This window comes from Herbaspirillum sp. AP02, assembly GCF_015767275.1.
In the GTDB taxonomy this organism is placed as follows: domain Bacteria; phylum Pseudomonadota; class Gammaproteobacteria; order Burkholderiales; family Burkholderiaceae_D; genus Herbaspirillum.
Window position 1 is genome coordinate 196,935 of record NZ_JADWMY010000005.1, and the last position, 17,952, is coordinate 214,886.

14 protein-coding genes and 1 other RNA gene are annotated in these 17,952 nt (G+C 64.6%); 9 read left to right on the forward strand and 6 right to left on the reverse strand.

Annotated features, from left to right (window positions below):
- The first annotated feature begins 69 nt into the window (after nucleotides 1-69).
- On the forward strand, nucleotides 70-354 hold the full coding sequence (locus I5R65_RS12800) for an HU family DNA-binding protein (protein ID WP_006465510.1): 285 nt from the start codon (nucleotides 70-72) through the stop codon (nucleotides 352-354).
- A 431-nt stretch (nucleotides 355-785) separates the two neighbouring features.
- On the opposite strand, the gene I5R65_RS12805 is transcribed toward I5R65_RS12800, so the two are convergent.
- The gene (locus I5R65_RS12805; protein WP_180668015.1) at nucleotides 786-1,946 is read right to left on the reverse strand and encodes an enoyl-CoA hydratase/isomerase family protein; all 1,161 of its coding nucleotides are present in this window, start codon (nucleotides 1,944-1,946) and stop codon (nucleotides 786-788) included.
- Nucleotides 1,947-2,014: 68 nt separating this feature from the next.
- An RNA gene (rnpB, locus tag I5R65_RS12810) (RNase P RNA component class A) lies at nucleotides 2,015-2,349 on the reverse strand.
- A gap of 179 nt (nucleotides 2,350-2,528) precedes the next feature.
- On the opposite strand from rnpB, the gene I5R65_RS12815 reads away from it, so the two are divergent.
- The 3 genes from I5R65_RS12815 to I5R65_RS12825 all read left to right on the forward strand — a co-directional run bounded on the left by I5R65_RS12815 (nucleotide 2,529) and on the right by I5R65_RS12825 (nucleotide 4,897).
- Nucleotides 2,529-3,803 carry a D-amino acid dehydrogenase gene (locus I5R65_RS12815; RefSeq protein ID WP_180668016.1) on the forward strand — a complete coding sequence of 425 codons (1,275 nt, stop codon included), beginning with the start codon at nucleotides 2,529-2,531 and terminating at the stop codon, nucleotides 3,801-3,803.
- An 85-nt stretch (nucleotides 3,804-3,888) separates the two neighbouring features.
- Nucleotides 3,889-4,641: an HpcH/HpaI aldolase/citrate lyase family protein gene (locus I5R65_RS12820; RefSeq protein ID WP_180668018.1), complete on the forward strand. Its 753-nt coding sequence runs from the start codon at nucleotides 3,889-3,891 to the stop codon at nucleotides 4,639-4,641.
- A gap of 4 nt (nucleotides 4,642-4,645) precedes the next feature.
- Nucleotides 4,646-4,897, forward strand: coding sequence for a type II toxin-antitoxin system ParD family antitoxin (locus tag I5R65_RS12825; protein ID WP_180668019.1), 252 nt, complete (start codon nucleotides 4,646-4,648; stop codon nucleotides 4,895-4,897).
- A 63-nt stretch (nucleotides 4,898-4,960) separates the two neighbouring features.
- Here I5R65_RS12825 and I5R65_RS12830 read toward each other — a convergent pair whose 3' ends face one another.
- The 3 genes from I5R65_RS12830 to I5R65_RS12840 all read right to left on the reverse strand — a co-directional run bounded on the left by I5R65_RS12830 (nucleotide 4,961) and on the right by I5R65_RS12840 (nucleotide 8,412).
- The gene (locus tag I5R65_RS12830) at nucleotides 4,961-5,968 is read right to left on the reverse strand and encodes an aldo/keto reductase (protein WP_180668021.1); all 1,008 of its coding nucleotides are present in this window, start codon (nucleotides 5,966-5,968) and stop codon (nucleotides 4,961-4,963) included.
- Between the two features lie 84 nt (nucleotides 5,969-6,052).
- The gene (locus tag I5R65_RS12835; RefSeq protein WP_180668022.1) at nucleotides 6,053-7,093 is read right to left on the reverse strand and encodes an AraC family transcriptional regulator; all 1,041 of its coding nucleotides are present in this window, start codon (nucleotides 7,091-7,093) and stop codon (nucleotides 6,053-6,055) included.
- A gap of 305 nt (nucleotides 7,094-7,398) precedes the next feature.
- Complete coding sequence (locus I5R65_RS12840) at nucleotides 7,399-8,412, reverse strand: LysR family transcriptional regulator (protein WP_180668023.1); 1,014 nt, start codon at nucleotides 8,410-8,412, stop codon at nucleotides 7,399-7,401.
- A gap of 411 nt (nucleotides 8,413-8,823) precedes the next feature.
- On the opposite strand from I5R65_RS12840, the gene I5R65_RS12845 reads away from it, so the two are divergent.
- From I5R65_RS12845 to I5R65_RS12865, 5 genes are all read left to right on the forward strand, one after another.
- Nucleotides 8,824-9,687 (forward strand): alpha/beta hydrolase fold domain-containing protein, encoded by an 864-nt coding sequence (locus tag I5R65_RS12845; RefSeq protein WP_370460937.1) that lies wholly within the window; start codon nucleotides 8,824-8,826, stop codon nucleotides 9,685-9,687.
- 10 nt (nucleotides 9,688-9,697) lie between these two features.
- Nucleotides 9,698-10,897, forward strand: a complete 1,200-nt coding sequence (locus I5R65_RS12850) for an efflux RND transporter periplasmic adaptor subunit (protein ID WP_180668026.1) — start codon at nucleotides 9,698-9,700, stop codon at nucleotides 10,895-10,897.
- Nucleotides 10,898-10,997: 100 nt separating this feature from the next.
- Complete coding sequence (locus tag I5R65_RS12855; protein WP_180668027.1) at nucleotides 10,998-14,222, forward strand: efflux RND transporter permease subunit; 3,225 nt, start codon at nucleotides 10,998-11,000, stop codon at nucleotides 14,220-14,222.
- A 33-nt stretch (nucleotides 14,223-14,255) separates the two neighbouring features.
- A complete protein-coding gene (locus tag I5R65_RS12860) occupies nucleotides 14,256-15,773 on the forward strand; it encodes an efflux transporter outer membrane subunit (RefSeq protein WP_180668028.1) in 1,518 nt (505 codons plus the stop codon).
- A gap of 68 nt (nucleotides 15,774-15,841) precedes the next feature.
- Nucleotides 15,842-16,345 carry a DUF1993 family protein gene (locus tag I5R65_RS12865; RefSeq protein ID WP_180668030.1) on the forward strand — a complete coding sequence of 168 codons (504 nt, stop codon included), beginning with the start codon at nucleotides 15,842-15,844 and terminating at the stop codon, nucleotides 16,343-16,345.
- A 116-nt stretch (nucleotides 16,346-16,461) separates the two neighbouring features.
- Here the strand turns inward: I5R65_RS12865 and I5R65_RS12870 are convergent, their stop codons facing one another.
- The gene (locus I5R65_RS12870) at nucleotides 16,462-17,946 is read right to left on the reverse strand and encodes a SulP family inorganic anion transporter (RefSeq protein WP_180668031.1); all 1,485 of its coding nucleotides are present in this window, start codon (nucleotides 17,944-17,946) and stop codon (nucleotides 16,462-16,464) included.
- Nucleotides 17,947-17,952 lie beyond the last annotated feature (6 nt).

Sequence of the window (17,952 nt, forward strand, 5' to 3'; positions counted from 1 at the left end):
TAGGGCTTGCGAATCCGCCTCATTCCAGTGCTAAAATCTGGGCACCTTAACAGTGAAAGGAATTTAAAAGTGAACAAATCTGAATTGGTTGACGTTATCGCCGCCGACACCGAAATCTCCAAGGCAGCAGCTCAGCGTGCGCTGGACTCCGTCATCGAGAACATCATCAAGGCCGTGACCAAGGGCGATACCGTGCAATTGGTTGGCTTCGGTTCCTTCTCCACCGGCAAGCGCGCTGCTCGCACCGGCCGCAACCCGCAAACCGGCGAAGAAATCAAGATCGCCGCTGCTACCACCGTGAAGTTCTCGGCTGGCAAGGCTTTCAAGGAAGCCGTGAACAAGAAGAAGAAATAATTTCACGCATTTGAATGCCATGAAACAGATTCATGGCATTCAAATCGAGGCCGATCCGTTCGGGTCGGCCGTCCTCCCCCTCCCGCAGTAGGTTTTCCGCAGTCCTTCCGCAGTCGCTCCCTCCGCCACTCCGGCCCCACGGCCAGTACAGTTGTCTGCACACGCAGCACATACAGCAACACGACCTCGATCCGCCTGCCGTCTCCGTTTGCGAAGGCACCGTGCTGGGCCTAGGATTTTTTCGGCGTCGTATCTGATCTGAATACCGTACCTCTCATGCAGTTGCTTCACTCGTCCCGCTACCCCATGTCCCGCCGGCGCGGCCGGCCCACCCGAGGAGACCGTCGATAAATAGCTCGGCCCCGCGCCCGGCCGACCACCCCGGCCTGAGCGCACTGGGCCTCTGATCAACGTCAGGGCTGCCAGTGGATTCAGGCAGCCAGGTCGGCCAGCGGGTGCTGGCCTGGCGACCAGGGATCGGCGAAGAAGCCCTCCACCCATTCCGGCGTGGCAGCGTCCAGGGAGGCTGGTTTCCATTGCGGCTTCTGGTCCTTCTCGATGATCAGCGCACGGATACCCTCGACGAAATCCGGCCGCGCCGCACAATGCAGCGACACCACGAATTCCAGCCGGAACACCTCGGCCAGCGACAAGGGGCGCACCCGCTTCTGCAAGGCATATCCGAGCCAGGCCGAGCCAGGGGACCCGGCGCGCAAGGTCGCCATGGCCTTGGTCAGCCAGGGGTCATCGGTCTGCAGCGCAAGGATACCGTCCACGATCTCCGGCAGGCTGGGTTGGCGGCACAGCGCCTCGATCTGGTCGAAATGCGTGCGCAGATTGGACGGCACGAACGCCACCGCCCCCTCCTGCGCCGATGTCCTCTGAGCGTCGACCAGCACGCGATCAAGCAACTCGGCATCGCTTCCCGCGCCCCACGGCTGCTGTAGCAGTGCATCGAGCACCGACTGCTTGGCCGCATGCGCTACCCGGTAATCGCCCAGGCCGGCGAAGAGCGCATCATTGGCGTTCAGGTTGGCCCCGGTCAGTGCCAGGAACACCCCGGTCTTGCCCGGCATGCGTGCCAGGAACCAGCTGCCACCCACGTCCGGGTACAGGCCGATGGTGATCTCCGGCATCGCCAGGCGCGACTTTTCGGTGACCACCCGATGGCTGCAACCTGCCATCAGACCGATGCCGCCGCCCATGACGATGCCATGCCCCCAGCACAGGATGGGCTTGGCGAAGCTGTGGATAAGATAATCCAGGCGGTATTCCTGCTCGAAGAATTCGGCGGCATAGCGATTGGCGCGGATATCCTCGCGCTCGGGCGAGGCGTGATGCGCGCGCATGGACCGGTAGAGTTGCTGCAGGTCGCCACCGGCACAGAAAGCCTTTTCCCCCTGCGCCTGCAACAACACCATCGCCACGCCGGGATCGGCCTGCCACTGCTGCAGTTGCGGCGTCAGCAGGTTGACCATCTCCAGCGAGATGGCATGCAGGGTCTTTTCGGAAGCGAGGGTGGCGATGCCAATGCGGCGGCCGTTGGCGGCTGTCAGTTCTTCGAACAGCACGGGTGCGGCAACTTGGTTCATGGGTCTCCTGGGGTCTCTTGCGCGAACCCGCAGTGCCCGCGGGCCGCAGTTTTTTAATGAAAGAAATTCAGTGAAGCAGGCCGGTAGGCCGGATTCTGTTACGGCGGGAAACCCGCTATGACAGCCATTCCTCTAGGCGACGGATCACTCCGCCGCTCAAGCTTTCTACCCGCACGCTCCGCGAGCCACATCAACGCGTGCCTATTTGAAATTGCTCCGGGTGGAGGTTACCGCGTTTCACCGTAACTTAATACGCTCGTCTCTGTGGCCCTGTTCCTCGCCTTATACCGGCTTGCACCGGCTTTCAGCGGACGGCCGTTAACCGTCACCCTGCTCTGTGGAGTCCGGACCTTCCTCCCGCCACCTCCTTGCGAAGGCAGCCAGCGGCTGTCTGGCCTGCATCGGGCGCTATTGTAGCGCAGCATCGCCCGGCGCCGGAGATTGCCGGTGCAAAACCCTTGTGCGCGAGCGCACAGGTTCATGCCGATTCGGCATGTGACACCCGGGCGCCTCTTCGGTAGTCTCCTGCTGATCCGCTGCAGCTACGGCTGCGCGGTTCTTGACTGACTTCCACGAAACACCATGCATATCTGCGTATTGGGCGCCGGCGTGATCGGCGTGACCACTGCCTACCGCCTGCTCCAGGATGGCCACCAGGTCAGCCTGATCGATGCACACGACCAGCCCGGCGCCGGCACCAGCCAGGGCAATGGCGCCCAGCTCAGCTACTCCTACGTGGCGCCGCTGGCCGACCCCTCGGTCTGGACCAAATGGGCTTACTACCTGTTCAGCAAGGAATCGCCGCTGACCATCAAACCCACCCTGGACGGCGCGCAATATCGCTGGCTGGCCCAGTTCCTGCGCTGCTGCAACGCCGAGCGCGTGCGCCACACCACCCTCGACCTGCTGCAACTGGCCTTCTATAGCCGCGACCAGCTGACCCAGTGGAATGCCGGCCTGAACCTGTCCTTCGACTACCAGCGCTCCGGCAAGCTGGTGATGTTCACCGATGGCCAGGGACTGGAGGCGGCTGCCGCACAGGTGCGCTTCCAGGCGCAATACGGTTGCCAGCAGGAAGTGCTGGGCGCGGCCGAATGCATCCGCATCGAACCCGCATTGGGCCACTCGCAACGCGACTGGGTCGGTGGCGTCTACACCCCCAGCGAGGAAGCCGGCGACTGCCCGCAGTTCTGCCGCGCGCTGGTCGCCGCCATGCAGGCCGATCCGAATTTCCGCTTCATCGGCGGCGCACGCGTCGATGCCGTGCGTCGTGACGATGGTGAAGGCCGCTCCCTGCGCGCCATCCAGGCCGGCGGTCAATGGATCGCGGCCGACCACTTCGTCCTGGCGCTGGGGGCCGACAGCGCCGACTTCGCCGACCTGCTCGGCCTGCGCCTGCCGCTCTACCCCCTCAAGGGCTACAGCATCACCGTGCCGCTGGAGGACGACACCAGCCGCACAGCGGCGCCGCAGGTCTCCATCACCGACATCGCCCGCAAGATCGTCTACGCCCGTCTCGGGCAGCGTCTGAGAGTGGCCGGCCGCATCGAACTGGTCGGTCAGGACCGCAGCATCCCGCGCCGTGCCATCGAAGAACTCAAGAACGGCATGCGCGAACTCTTCCCCGCATGCCGACTCGGCGACGACGCCACGCTCTCACCGTGGATGGGCTTCCGCCCTGCCACCCCGAGCGGGGTCCCCATCGTCGGCCGTTCGCCGGTGAACAACCTCTATCTCAACATCGGCCAGGGTGCGCTGGGCTGGACCCTGGCCTGCGGCAGCGCGGCGCTACTGGCCGACCAGATCGCCGGCCGCACCCGCGCCATCGACGACACGCCATTCCAGTACCGGGCCTGAAGAAGTTTCATGCGACGCCCCCGCAATCGGAATTAACATGGAGCCTCGCCAGCGCCCTGCTGGCCTGATCCATGGGAGACGAACGATGCGGGAAAACCGGCTGCGCACCCTCTTCGCGCAACAGCAACTGGCCCTCTCGGGCTGGATTTCGATGGGCAATTCGCTGCTGGCCGAAGTGGTCGCGCACAGCGGCTACGATGCGGTCACGGTGGACCTGCAGCACGGCCCCTTCTCCATCGAATCGGCCCTGCCGATGCTGCAGGCCATCTCCAGCACGCAGGCCGTGCCGCTGGTGCGCTGCTCCGAGAACAGCCTGGGCGAAATCAACAAGCTCCTCGATGCCGGCGCCTATGGCGTCATCTGCCCGCTGATCAACACCGCCGATGACGCCGAGCGCTTCGTGCGCGCCTGCCACTACTCACCCCGCGGCGGCCGCAGCTACGGCCCGGCACGCGGCTTCCTGTATGGCGGCGCCGACTATTTCGCCCACGCCAACCAGACCATCCTCACGCTGGCCATGATCGAAACCCGCGAAGGCTACGCCAATGCCGAAGCGATCCTGCAGGTACCCGACCTGGACGGCATCTTCATCGGCCCCAGCGACCTGGCCATCGAACTGGGCCTGCCCCCGGACGCCTACGGCGACCAGCGTCTCAACGACGCCATCGATCATCTGCTGGCGCTGGCGCGCAAGCTGGGCAAGTACGTGGGCATCTTCGCCGGCACCATGGACATGGCGCAGCGCATGAAGACGATCGGCATGAACCTGGTAGTGCCAGGCACCGACATCCAGCAGATCAAGGCCGAAGGGGCGAGACGTATCAGCGCCTTGCGCTGATACGATGCGTATTACCCGGCCCGACGAAATGGCAGATATGATGAAAAGCAAGTTGCATAGCGATGAGAGCGCCAGCGAAAGTGAAGTAATACGCGATGGGCTGCGCACCTTGCTGGCCCGTGATCGGGTGATGGAGAGCTGGCTGAACAATCAGGTAGCGCCAGCCTATGACGCATTGAAAAGCAATCCCGCCCGTGCCATCACTGCGGACCAGGTACGGGACCGACTAGCGGCCGAATACGCAAAAACGCGGTAAGTCAAAAAAGCGGATCAGGACATTTGCCCTGATCCGCTTTTTGTATCTCGCGCGTCCGTGACCTCAGCCCCGCACCACCCGACCGAAGAACGGATAGTTGGGATCGTTGTAGCCATGCGTGGACGCATGCCCCGGCGTGACCAGGCTGTCCACCAGCGCCTCTTCCTCGGCCGTGATCTTCAGTTCGGCCGCATCGTAGTAATCCTCCATCTGCACCAGTGTGCGCGGGCCGGCGATGACGCTGCTGATGGCCGAATTGCCCAGCACCCAGGCGGTGGCGAACTGGCCCAGCTTGATGCCGCGCTGCTCGCAGTGCTGCTGCAGGCGCTGCGCGATCAGCAGCGACTCTTCCCGGAATTCGGTTTCCATCATGCGCTTGTCGCCACGTCCGGCACGGGTATCCTCGGCCGGCTTCTGGCCCGGCTGGTACTTGCCGGTCAGCACGCCACGCGCAATCGGACTGTACGGCACCACGCCCAGGCCATAGTGTGCGCAGGCGGGCAGGATTTCCACTTCCGGCTGGCGGTTCAGCAGGTTGTAGTAAGGCTGGCAGACCAGCGGCAGCGGCACGTTGTTCTTCTCACACAGGCGTGCAATCTCGGCAATGCGCCAGCCACGGAAATTGGACACGCCAAAGCCGCGGATCTTGCCGGCGCGGATCAGGTCGCCCAGGGCCTGCACCGCCTCTTCCAGGTTCTCGTCCCGGTAGTCGCGGTGCATGTAGAGGATGTCCAGGTAATCGGTATCGAGACGCTTGAGGATGTTCTCGGTCTCGCGCACGATCCAGTTGCGCGAATAATTCGACTCGTTGGGGCGGTTGCTCATCGGATTGCCCAGCTTGCTGGCCAGCACCCACTCGTGGCGCTGCCCGGCCAGCAGCTTGCCGACGATCTCCTCCGACTTGCCCTTGGTATAGACATCGGCCGTGTCGATGAAATTGACGCCGTGTTCGCGGGCCGAGGCCACAATGCGGCCGGATTCCTGCAGGTCGGTCTGGTCACCGAACATCATGGAACCCAGGCACAGGGCCGATACCTTGAGGTTGCTCTTGCCGAGGCGACGATAGTGCATGCTGTCTCCGAATCGAAAAATGGGTGTGGATAAGTTAAGTACAGCCGATCATTCTAGCGCCGTGCCGCCGCCCCTGCAGGGGCCTCACAACACCGGTGCTTCCTCTTCCTGCCAACGCCGCTTGTCGCGCAGGGGCGGGGCGCCGAACAGGCGGCTGTATTCACGGCTGAACTGCGACGAGCTCTCGTAACCGACCCGATGCGCCGCCGTGGCCACGCTGGCGTCGGCTGTCAGGATCAGCTTGCGCGCTTCCTGCAGGCGCAGGTTCTTCTGGTATTGCAGCGGGCTCATGGCCGTCACCAGCTTGAAGTGATGATGCAGCGACGACACGCTCATGTGCACCTCACGCGCCACGTCCTCGATGCGCAAGGCCTGGTCGTAACCGTCCTTGATCAGGCGGATGGCCTTGGCCACGCGGTTCATCTGGCTGTCCTGCAGCACGGTCTGGCGCAGCAGCGCGCCCTGCCCGTTCATCAGCAGCCGGTACAGGATTTCACGCCGTATCATCGGCGCCAGGATGGCCACGTCGCGCGGTGATTCATGCAGGCGCAAGAGTCGCAAGACGGCATCCAGCAGTTCGACGTCGAGCCGGTTCACATACAGCCCGCGGGCCGCGCCTTCATTGAGATGGGCCGCCGCCGGCAGGTTCTCGTCGCCGATCAGTTCACCGATCTCCTGGGTATCCAGTTCCAGCCGCAGACCGAGATAGGGCTCATCGGGACTGGTCACCATCACCTTGCCCACCACCGGCAGATCCACCGAAGCAACCAGGTAGTGCATGGGATCGTATTCGTAGATTTCATCCCCCACGAAGATGCGCTTGGAACCCTGCGCGATCACCGCGAAGACCGGCTTCTGCACGGCATGCTTGGGGCCGGTAGGACAGGTGATGCGATAGATTTCCAGGTCGGGGATGGCGGTCGCCAGCATGCCCTCGCTGTCAGCGGTATAGCGCTCCAGCAGTTGCAGCAACTCCTGCTGCATGGCATGGAAACGGGCATCGGCGGCCAGGTCTGCCTCGGAGGGGGCAGAGGGGCCAAAGGGAGCGGTTGCAGGGGATGCGTCGGCGTGCTCCGGCAACAGCAAGGGAGCGCAATCCTCGACGGCGTGCAGATCGAGATCCATGGTGTTCTCTCAACAAGGGACAAGCGGGAGCTTAACGCTTGCGAAGCATTGCCTGATTCTCCGGCAGTCACATGCAGAGAATCAGGCAAGAAGTTTGCAGAATCAGGTATGCCAGGCAGCGATTGAGCGCGATCATCATACCGCCAACACCCGGACATCGGCCTACATGTCGCGCCGACAGCCGGCCTGGTTTGGCGATGCCGGAAACAGGAGCAGAGAATCAGGCAGGAAATCAGCAGCTTTCGGCACGCGAAAACCTGCCACCAGCCTGCATAATCCTCGCCGAACCGATCACAAGGAAAGCCTCAGAACACACTCTCGGCGATGTTGTACTGCTCGACCACGGTCCGCACGGTGCTGACGTCGGGCTTGTTGACGAAGCTGCACTCGCTCTCTTCCATACCCATGGTGCAGGCCTTGTGCAGCGGGCAGGTGGCAAACAGCTCGGCCACCCAATCGACGAAGGCGCGCACCTTGGGCGACAGGTGGCGGTTGTGCAGATACACCACCGAAATCGGCATGGGTGCCGGCTTCCACTGCGACAGCACCTCCACCAGCCGACCTTCGTCGATGTGGCGCGTGACCATGTACAGCGGCGCCTGCACCATGCCGAAGCCCTGCAGGGCGCATTCGACGTAGGCATCGGCCTCGTTGACCGACAGCTTGCCGTCCATCTTCACCTCGCGCGTAACGCCGTCGACCACGAAGTCCCAGTCGATGGTGCGCCCGGTACGGCTGGAGAAGTAATGCACCGCCTTGTGCTGCTGCAGATCCTCGATGGAGTGGGGCACGCCGTGGCGCTCCAGGTAGGAAGGCGAGGCGCAGGTGACGGTCTGGAAGGTGCCGATGCGGCGCGCCACCATCGACGAATCCTGCAGCTCGCCGATACGGATCACGCAATCGACTGCTTCCTGCACCATGTCCACCGGGCGGTCGCCCATGCCCATGGCCAGTTCGATGTCGGGGTACTTGGTATAGAAGTCGCACAGGTTGGGCAGCAGCATCAGCCGACCCACCGAGGCCGGCACGTCGATACGCAAGCGCCCCTGCGGTCCCCGGGTGACATTGCGGAAGGATTGTTCGGTCTCGTCGACATCGGCCAGGATGCGCACGCAGCGCTCGTAATAGGCCGCGCCATCTGGCGTGAGACTGATGCGGCGCGTGGTGCGGTTCAACAGGCGCACCCGCAGCATGCTCTCCAGCCCCTGGATCAGGGTGGTGACGGTGGTGCGCGGCAGGTTCAGGTTGTCAGCGGCGCGTGTGAAGCTGTTGGCATCAACCACTGCGGTAAAGACTTGCATGGCCTGGAAACGGTCCATCGCTCTCTCCTAAGTGCCGGCATCCGGAAGAAACCGGCGCGGCAAGCGGGGGCAGGACAAACGCGGGCAAGACCAGGCGCCGCCCCCGGCGCGCCGCAATGCCCTGGTCCGGGCGGGCTGGCCCGACACGGCCAGTCACGCTCGAATTTTAATCAAATTACAGCAAATAGCCGCAATTTTCACTCTTCGGCACGCTATTGCACCGGAAAAACATCGGGTGCCAGCGACCAGGAAGTGCTGCCCGGCAGTCTCTCTCATCCCCGAAAGGAGCCCGCCATGACCGAACTCGTCATCGCGATTGTTCAGACATACCGAACAGTGTTGTTGGATTATATGTGTTTATTCGCGACCCTGCTGTGGCGCACAATCCGCCTCATTCTTGGACAAGTGGCTTCGGCCCGGGCGCACATCATGCAAGCCTCGCATTCGCTGGACATCCGCAATTTCTTCGTTCCCGGTCCGCTGGGGCGCATCCCCGTGCGCCTCTACCAGCCGGCGCAAGCCGCCGCCAAAGGCGAGCAGCGGGCGCTGGTGATGTACTTCCACGGTGGCGGTTTCAACAGCGGCTCGCTGGATGACGCCGATGCCCCGGCCAGCTTCATCGCCCACCACGGCCAGGCCGTGGTGCTGTCGGTCGGCTATGCCCTGGCGCCGGCCAAACCCTTCCCGGCCGCCCCGGAAGATGCCTTCGCCGCCGCCACCTGGGCCTGCAAGCACGCTGCCGAACTCAACGTCGACCTCGACCGCATGGTGGTGGCCGGTGACGACGCCGGTGGCAGCCTGGCCGCCAGCCTCACCCTCATGACCCGTGACCGCTGCGGCAAGCCGCTGGCCGCGCAGGTCCTGATCAGCCCGATGCTGGACCCGAGCATGCGCCTGCTGGGCGATGCCAGCCGCCTGCAATCGGACCTCACCGCCGAGACCTGCGCCGCCAGCTATCGCCAGTACCTGCCCCAGACCATGCAGCGCCTGCACCCCTATGCCGCGCCGCTGGAAGTGAGCCGCCTGGCGGGCTTGCCGGCCGCCTTCATCGCCACCGCCGAACGCGACGTGCTCTGCCCGGAGGCCGAGAAATACGCCTCCAGCCTGATCCGCGCCGGTGTGCCCACACAGGTCTCGCGCTTTGCCGGCATCACGCACGGCGCCCTGCGCACGCACCTGCCGCTGCTCACGGAAATCGTCAATTTCCTGCGCTGCCGCTTCGCCAGCCTGCAACGCAACGAACCCAGTCACGACTTCATGCCCTTCAAGCTCCACCCCTCCACTCCATTCTGAGGATAAGAACATGCAAACTCCTGCTCCCCTGCGCAAGCGCTTCGCCCTTACTGCCACCGTCCTGGCTGTCATCGCCCTGTCGGTCGGCGGCGCCATCTCGGTGGTCGGCCTGTCGGCCAATGCCTCCACCGCCCCCACGGCAGCCGCCGCCGGCGCACCGGTTGACGTGGCCGAGGTGGTCCAGCGCCAGATCATCGACTGGCAGTCCTACTCCGGCCGCATCGAAGCGGTCGACCGCGTCGAAGTGCGCCCCCTGGTCGGCGGCACGCTGACCGCCGTGCATTTCAAGGATGGCGCGCTGGTCAAGAAGGGCGATGTGCTCTTCACCATCGACCCGCGTCCCTATGAGGCCGAAGTGGCCCGCGCCGAAGCGCAACTGGCCGGCGCCGATGCCCGTGCCGGCTACACCGCCACCGACCTGGCCCGTGGCCAGCGCCTGCTGGGCGACAACGCCATCGCCAAGCGCGACTTCGAGGAAAAGCAGAATGCCGCCCGCGAAGCCGCGGCCAATGTCGCCGCTGCCCGCGCCGCCCTGCGGGTGGCGCGCCTGAACCTGGAATACACCCGCATCACCGCCCCGGTGGCAGGCCGCATCTCGCGGGCCGAAGTCACGGTCGGCAACGTCGTCAACCCGGGTGCGGCCAACGCCCCCCTGACCACGCTGGTGTCGGTGGCCAAGGTGTATGCCTCCTTCGATGTCGATGAACAGAGCTTCCTGAAATACGTCAACCCGGCCCGCGCCGCCGGCGCCACCGTACCGGTGGAACTGGGCCTGGCCAATGAAGATGCCTACTCCCGCAAGGGCCGCGTGGGGTCGGTGGACAACCGGCTCGACACCGCCTCCGGCACCATCCGCGTACGCGCCGTATTCGACAATGCCGACGGCCAGCTGGTCCCGGGTCTGTATGCCCGCGTGCGCCTGGGTGGCGGTGAGCCGCATGCCGCCGTGCTGATCGACGAAAAAGCACTCGGCACCGACCAGGACAAGCGCTTCGTGATGGTGGCCGACAAGGACAATCACGCCAACTACCGCCAGGTGGTGGTGGGCGCCGGCCATGACGGCCTGGTGGTCATCGAGAAGGGTCTGCAGCCGGGCGAACGCATCGTGGTCAACGGCCTGCAACGCATCCGTCCGGGTGACGCCATCACCCCGACCGTGGTGCCGATGCAGGCCCAGGCCGCCAAGGCTGGTGACGCCGGCAAGGCCTGATCCGCACGGACCTCTCTCGCATTCAAGGAAGAACAAGCTGTGGGGACGCATCGCCCTCCCGCAAGGGCGGCTGCACCCCGACGGCTGACAAGGAACCTACATGAATATCTCTAAATTCTTCATCGACCGCCCGATCTTTGCGGGTGTGCTGTCGGTACTGCTCTTGCTGGGCGGCGTGCTGGCCATGCTACAGCTGCCCATCTCGGAATATCCCGAAGTGGTGCCGCCCTCGGTGGTGGTACGCGCACAGTATCCCGGCGCCAACCCCAAGGTGATTGCCGAAACCGTGGCCTCGCCGCTGGAAGAGCAGATCAACGGCGTGGAAAACATGCTCTACATGCAGTCGCAGGCCAACAGCGACGGCAACCTCACCATCACCGTCAACTTCCGCCTGGGCGTGGACCCCGACAAGGCCCAGCAACTGGTACAGAACCGCGTCTCGCAAGCCCTGCCGCGCCTGCCGGAAGACGTGCAGCGGCTGGGCGTGACCACGCTCAAGTCCTCGCCCACGCTGACCATGGTGGTGCACCTGATCTCGCCCGACAACCGCTACGACACCACCTACCTGCGCAACTACGCGGTCCTGAACGTCAAGGACCGCCTGGCACGCATCCAGGGTGTGGGTGAAGTGGGCCTGTTCGGCTCGGGCAACTACGCCATGCGCGTCTGGCTCGACCCCAACAAGGTCGCCCAGCGCGGCCTGACCGCCAGCGACGTGGTGCGCGCCATCCGCGAACAGAACGTGCAGGTGGCCGCCGGCGTGATCGGCGCCTCCCCCAGTTCACCGGATACGCCGCTGCAGCTGTCGGTCAACGCCCAGGGTCGCCTGAAGACCGAAGGCGAATTCCGCGACATCATCCTGAAGGCCTCGCCGGACGGCGCCACCACCCGCCTGGGCGACGTCGCCCGGGTGGAACTGGCGGCCTCCGAATATGGCCTGCGCTCGCTGCTGGACAACAAGCCGGCCGTGGCCATCCCCATCTTCCAGGCTCCCGGCGCCAACGCGCTGGATGTCTCGACCCAGGTGCGCGCGGCGATGAAGGAACTGTCGGCCGACTTCCCCAGCTCGGTCAGCTACAGCATCGTCTATGACCCGACCCAGTTCGTGCGTGCTTCCATCGAAGCGGTGGTCCACACCCTGCTGGAAGCCATTGCCCTGGTGGTGATCGTGGTGATCATCTTCCTGCAGACCTGGCGTGCTTCCATCATTCCACTGTTGGCGGTGCCGGTCTCCATCATCGGTACCTTCTCGCTGATGCTGGGCTTTGGCTACACCATCAATGCGCTGTCGCTGTTCGGCATGGTGCTGGCCATCGGTATCGTGGTCGATGACGCCATCGTGGTGGTGGAAAACGTCGAACGCAACATCGGCGCCGGTCTCTCGCCGCGCGACGCCACCTATCGCGCCATGCAGGAAGTGTCCGGCCCCATCATCGCGATTGCCCTGACACTGGTCGCGGTGTTCGTGCCGCTGGCCTTCATGACCGGTCTGACCGGCCAGTTCTACAAGCAGTTCGCGATGACCATTGCGATCTCCACCGTCATCTCGGCCTTCAACTCGCTGACCCTGTCCCCGGCCCTGGCCGCCCTGCTGCTCAAGGGTCATGGTGACAAGCCGGACTGGCTGACGCGCCAGATGGACCGCTTCCTCGGTGGCTTCTTCATCCGCTTCAACCGCTTCTTCAACCGCGCCTCCGACAAGTACGGCAGCGGCGTGACCGGCGTGATCAAGCGCAAGGGTGCCACCATGGGTGTCTACGTGGTGCTGCTGGCCGCGACCCTGGGGGTTTCCTACATCGTCCCCGGCGGCTTCGTACCGGGCCAGGACAAGCAATACCTGGTGGCCTTCGCGCAACTGCCCAACGGTGCTTCGATCGACCGCAGCGAAGACGTGATGCGCAAGATGAGCGAGATCATGCTGAAGGAACCGGGTGTGGCCAGTGCCATCGCCTTCCCCGGCCTGTCCATCAACGGCTTCACCAACAGCTCCTCGGCCGGTATCGTCTTCGTGGGCCTGAAACCCTTCGAGGAACGCAAGAGCAAGGAACTGTCGGGCAATGCCATCGCCGCCTCGCTGAACAAGAAGTTCGGCGGCATCAAGGAAGCCTTCACCGCCGTCTTCCCGCCGCCGCCGGTGATGGGCCTGGGAACGCTTGGTGGCTTCAAGATGCAGATCGAAGACCGCGATGCACTGGGTTATGCCGAGCTCGACAAGGCCGCGCAAGCCTTCATGAAGGCCGCCGCCAAGGAACCGGCACTGGGCCCGATGTTCTCCAGCTACCAGATCAACGTCCCGCAACTGGATGTGGAACTGGATCGCGTCAAGGCCAAGCAACTGGGCATCCCGGTGACCGATGTCTTCACCACCATGCAGATCTACCTCGGTTCGCTGTACGTGAACGACTTCAACCGCTTCGGCCGCGTCTACCAGGTGCGTGCCCAGGCTGACGCGCCCTTCCGCGCCAAGGCCGAGGACATCGCGCAACTGAAGACCCGCAACAACGCCGGCGAGATGGTGCCGCTGTCCTCCGTGGTGAAGGTCAAGCAGACCTTCGGCCCGGAAATGGTGGTGCGCTACAACGGCTACACCGCCGCCGACATCAACGGTGGCCCGGCCCCGGGTTACTCCTCGGACCAGGCCCAGGCAGCGGCCGAGCGCGTGGCGGCAGCCACCCTGCCGCGTGGCGTCAAGTTCGAATGGACCGACCTGACCTACCAGAAGATCCTCGCAGGCAATGCCGGTGTGTGGGTATTCCCGATCAGCGTACTGCTGGTGTTCCTGGTGCTGGCCGCCCTGTATGAAAGCCTGACCCTGCCACTGGCCGTGATCCTGATCGTCCCCATGAGCATCCTGGCCGCCCTGACCGGCGTCTGGCTGACCCGTGGCGACAACAACATCTTCACCCAGATCGGCCTGATGGTCTTGGTGGGCCTGTCGGCCAAGAACGCCATCCTGATCGTGGAATTCGCCCGCGAACTGGAGATGCAGGGCCGTACCGCCGTACAAGCCGCCATCGAAGCCAGCCGCCTGCGTCTGCGCCCGATCCTGATGACCTCGATCGCCTTCATCATGGGTGTGGTGCCGCTGGTGGCCTCCTCCGGCGCCGGTTCGGAAATGCGCCATGCGATGGGCATCGCGGTGTTCTTCGGCATGCTGGGTGTGACCCTGTTCGGTCTGTTCCTGACCCCGGTGTTCTACGTCCTGCTGCGCACCATCGACCGCCGCCAGCTGCACTCGGCCTCGCATCATGAAGCCCCGATGACCGCCGGTTCGCACGTGCAGCAAGTGAGCCACGCTGCCCCCGGCCCGCAGGATGATCGCTGATCCCCGGATCAGCCCATGAATGGAGCAAGAAAAATGATGACTCAATCGATGACCCGCCTGCTGCGCCCCGTGCGCATCGGCTCGGCCCTGCTGGCCACCTTGCTGGTGCTGGCCGGCTGCTCGGTGGCGCCCACCTACGAGCGCCCCTCGGTGGATACCCCGGCCGCCTTCAAGGAAGCCGCACCCACCACCCAGAGCGGTGAAAACGGCAGCCAGTGGAAGGCCGCCCAGCCCGCCGAAGACATCGCCCGCGGCGAATGGTGGAAGATCTTTGGCGACGACCAGTTGAACGCCCTGGAAGACCGCGCCCAGCAAGCCAACCAGGACCTCAAGGCGGCCGCCGCGCGGCTGGGCCAGGCACGCGCACTGACCCGCGATGCGCGCTCCGGCTACTTCCCGCAGATCGACGCCGGCCTGGGCGCCACGCGTCAACGCCCTTCGCCTGCCTCGCAAGGCTTGCCGGCCGATGCCAATACCCAGCCCAACACCCTGTACCGGGCACAACTGGGCGTGTCCTATGAGGTCGACCTGTTCGGTCGCGTCGCCTCCACCGTGGATGCCGCCACGGCCGATGCCCAGCGCAGCGAAGCGCTGTTCCACTCGGTACTGCTGGCCTTGCAGGCTGACGTCGCGCAACAGTATTTCCAGGTGCGCGAACTGGATGCCGCCGCCGAGCTCTATCGCGGCACCGTCGACCTGCGCCAGGAATCGCTGCGTCTGGTGCAGCGCCGTTTCGATGAAGGCGACATCAGCGAAGTCGACGTGGCCCGCGCCCGCACCGAACTGGCCTCGGCCCAATCGGAAGCGCTGGGCATCGCCCGCCAGCGCGCCACCGCCGAACATGCCCTGGCCATCCTGCTGGGTCGCACCCCGGCCGAGTTCGCGCTGCCGCCGCAACCGCTGAAGCGACTGGCGCTCTCGGTCCCGGCCGGCCTGCCCTCGGCCTTGCTGGAGCGTCGTCCCGACATCGCTGCCGCCGAACGTGCCATGGCCGCCGCCAATGCCCGCGTGGGCGTGGCCAAGTCGGCCTTCTTCCCCGCCCTGAACCTGACCGGTGGCCTGGGCTACGAGTCGGCGCAACTGGGTGATCTCTTCAACTGGTCCAGCCGTACCTTCCTGCTGGGCCCGCTGGTGGGCACCGCCCTGACCATGCCGATCTTCGACGGTGGCCGGCGCCAGGCCGGCGTCGATCGCGCCCGCGCCAGCTATGAAGAACAGGTCGCCACCTATCGTGGCACGGTCCTGAACGCCTTCCGCGAAGTGGAAGACAACCTGGCCAACCTGCGCATCCTGGACGACCAGAACCGCGCCCAGGACGAAGCGGTGGCCTCGTCCTCGCGGGCGGCCCGGCTGTCGCACACCCAGTATCGCGAAGGCGCGGTCAGCTACTTCAACGTCATCGATGCCGACCGCACCGTGCTGCAACTGCAGCGCGCTTCGGTCACCCTCGATGGTGAGCGCGCCCGCTCCACGGTCAATCTGATCCGCGCCCTCGGCGGCGGCTGGAGTACGCCGCAGCCGGCTGCGACGCAGGTATCTTCACGTCAGTAATGTTCCAGTCCCCGGATGCGCTAGCGCGACACCGGGGACAGTCATCCACCTTCATCCCAGGAAAAAAAATGTCCATCACCCTGCACGAAGTCGGCATCACCCCGCTGATCCGCGCCTTACACAATCTGTCCTCCCTGCTCGACAAGGCCGAGCAACATGTCGACCAGCACAAGCTGGAACCGCAACAGCTGCTCTCGGCGCGCCTGTACGAAGACATGTATCCGCTGACCGCCCAGGTACAACGCGCCAGCGACACCGCCAAGGCCACCGCCAGCCGCCTCTCGGGCGTGGCCGCGCCGGCCTTCAGCGATGACGAGACCAGCTTCGACGAACTGCAGGCCCGCATCAACAAGACCATCGTCTTTCTCGAATCCATTCCCGCCGACGCGGTCGATGGCCAGGAAGACCGGGTCATCAGCATGAAGCTGCGCGGCGAGGAGCGCAGCATGAGCGCGCGCGAATACCTGCTGGTCTTCGGCCTGCCCAATTTCTTCTTCCACATCACCACTGCCTACGACATCCTGCGTCACCAGGGCGTCAAGCTGGGCAAGATGGATTTCCTGGGTCTGTAATACACAGCACGCCCAGACAAAAACGGCCCGCATCCTGCGATGCGGGCCGGTCACCAGACAAGTTTCCCGTGGTACTTTGGCCCGCCTCTTGATTGAGGGCGGGCATTTTTTATGGCTCAGTCCACATGCGGCACGCCCGCCCGCTGCAGCAACTGGCGGCATCGCCGCGACAGGGCCACCACGCGCAAGTCCTTGCCCAGCCGCACATAGCGCTCGGCCAGCGTCTGCACGGCGGCAATGGCGGAGTGGTCGGCCAGGCGCAGATGGCGGCAATCCAGCGTGACCTGTTGCGGATCGTTCTGGGGATCGAACAGTTCCAGGAAGCGCGTGGTCGAGGCAAAGAACAAGGTACCGTGCGGCAGGTAGGTACGGCTGCCATCGCCTTCATCGGCGACCTCCGCACGCACTTCGCGTGCATGCTGCCACGCGAAGTTGAGCGCGGCGATCACGATGCCGCACAGCACCGCCACTGCGAGGTCGGTGAACACGGTGATGATGGTGACGGCGACGATGACCAGCGCATCGTTCCTGGGCACCTTGCCCAACACCCGCAGCGAACCCCAGGCAAAGGTCTCCTGCGCCACCACGAACATGACGCCGGCCAGTGCCGCCAGCGGAATGCGTTCGATGGCTGGTGACAGGAACAGGATGAACAGCAGGATCATCACCCCCGCCACTACCCCCGACAGGCGCGAGCGACCACCCGAGCCGAGGTTGATCATGGTCTGCCCGATCATGGCGCAACCGCCCATGCCGCCGAACAACCCCGAGACGACGTTGGCCGCCCCCAGCGCCAGGCATTCCCGATTGGGCTGGCCGCGGCTGGCCGTGATTTCGTCAGTCAGGTTGAAGGTCAGCAGCGTTTCCAGCAGGCCGACGATGGCCATGAGCACCGCATACGGTCCAATGATGCGCAGCGTCTCCAGTGTCAGCGGCACGCTGGGCAGATGCAGCGGCGGCAAGCCACCGGCAATCTGCGCCATGTCGCCCAGCGTGCGCGTGTGCAGGCCACTGGCATAGGTCAGCAGGCCCACGCCGAGGATGGCTGCCAGTGCCGGCGGAATGGCCTTGGTCAGGCGCGGCAGCAGCCAGACGATCAGCATGGTCGCCAGCGTCAGGGCGATCATGATCCACAGCGACGTCCCCTGCAGCCACTGCGGCCCGGATGGCGTATTGGTACGAAAATGTTCCAGCTGCGACAGCGCGATCACGATGGCCAGTCCGTTGACGAAGCCCAGCATCACCGGATGCGGCACCATGCGCACCAGCTTGCCCAGCCGCAACGCGCCGAAGGCCAGCATGATCAGGCCCGACAACACCACCGTGGCCAGGAAATACTGCGCCCCGTGCTGCACCACCAGCGCCACGATCACCACCGCCATCGAACCGGCGGCACCCGAGATCATCCCCGGCCGGCCGCCGAACAGCGCGGTGATGGTGCAGATGAAGAAGGCACCATACAAACCCATCAATGGATTCAACTGCGCCACCAGAGCGAAGGCAATGCATTCGGGTACCAGGGCGAAGGAAGTGGTGAGGCCGGCCAGCACGTTCTGGCGGAGCTCTTGCAGGCGCGATGTCGGAGGAGCTAGGGTGGTCATGGGCAG

What these genes read in the sequence shown, in the direction of transcription:
- I5R65_RS12820 (WP_180668018.1), top strand. Translation starts at nt 3,889, where the DNA reads ATGCGGGAAAACCGGCTGCGCACCCTCTTCGCGCAACAGCAACTGGCC.
- I5R65_RS12805 (WP_180668015.1), bottom strand. Translation starts at nt 1,946, where the DNA reads ATGAACCAAGTTGCCGCACCCGTGCTGTTCGAAGAACTGACAGCCGCC.
- I5R65_RS12815 (WP_180668016.1), top strand. Translation starts at nt 2,529, where the DNA reads ATGCATATCTGCGTATTGGGCGCCGGCGTGATCGGCGTGACCACTGCC.
- I5R65_RS12855 (WP_180668027.1), top strand. Translation starts at nt 10,998, where the DNA reads ATGAATATCTCTAAATTCTTCATCGACCGCCCGATCTTTGCGGGTGTG.
- I5R65_RS12865 (WP_180668030.1), top strand. Translation starts at nt 15,842, where the DNA reads ATGTCCATCACCCTGCACGAAGTCGGCATCACCCCGCTGATCCGCGCC.
- I5R65_RS12830 (WP_180668021.1), bottom strand. Translation starts at nt 5,968, where the DNA reads ATGCACTATCGTCGCCTCGGCAAGAGCAACCTCAAGGTATCGGCCCTG.
- I5R65_RS12835 (WP_180668022.1), bottom strand. Translation starts at nt 7,093, where the DNA reads ATGGATCTCGATCTGCACGCCGTCGAGGATTGCGCTCCCTTGCTGTTG.
- I5R65_RS12840 (WP_180668023.1), bottom strand. Translation starts at nt 8,412, where the DNA reads ATGGACCGTTTCCAGGCCATGCAAGTCTTTACCGCAGTGGTTGATGCC.
- I5R65_RS12845 (WP_370460937.1), top strand. Translation starts at nt 8,824, where the DNA reads ATGCAAGCCTCGCATTCGCTGGACATCCGCAATTTCTTCGTTCCCGGT.
- I5R65_RS12860 (WP_180668028.1), top strand. Translation starts at nt 14,256, where the DNA reads ATGATGACTCAATCGATGACCCGCCTGCTGCGCCCCGTGCGCATCGGC.
- I5R65_RS12850 (WP_180668026.1), top strand. Translation starts at nt 9,698, where the DNA reads ATGCAAACTCCTGCTCCCCTGCGCAAGCGCTTCGCCCTTACTGCCACC.
- I5R65_RS12825 (WP_180668019.1), top strand. Translation starts at nt 4,646, where the DNA reads ATGCGTATTACCCGGCCCGACGAAATGGCAGATATGATGAAAAGCAAG.
- I5R65_RS12870 (WP_180668031.1), bottom strand. Translation starts at nt 17,946, where the DNA reads ATGACCACCCTAGCTCCTCCGACATCGCGCCTGCAAGAGCTCCGCCAG.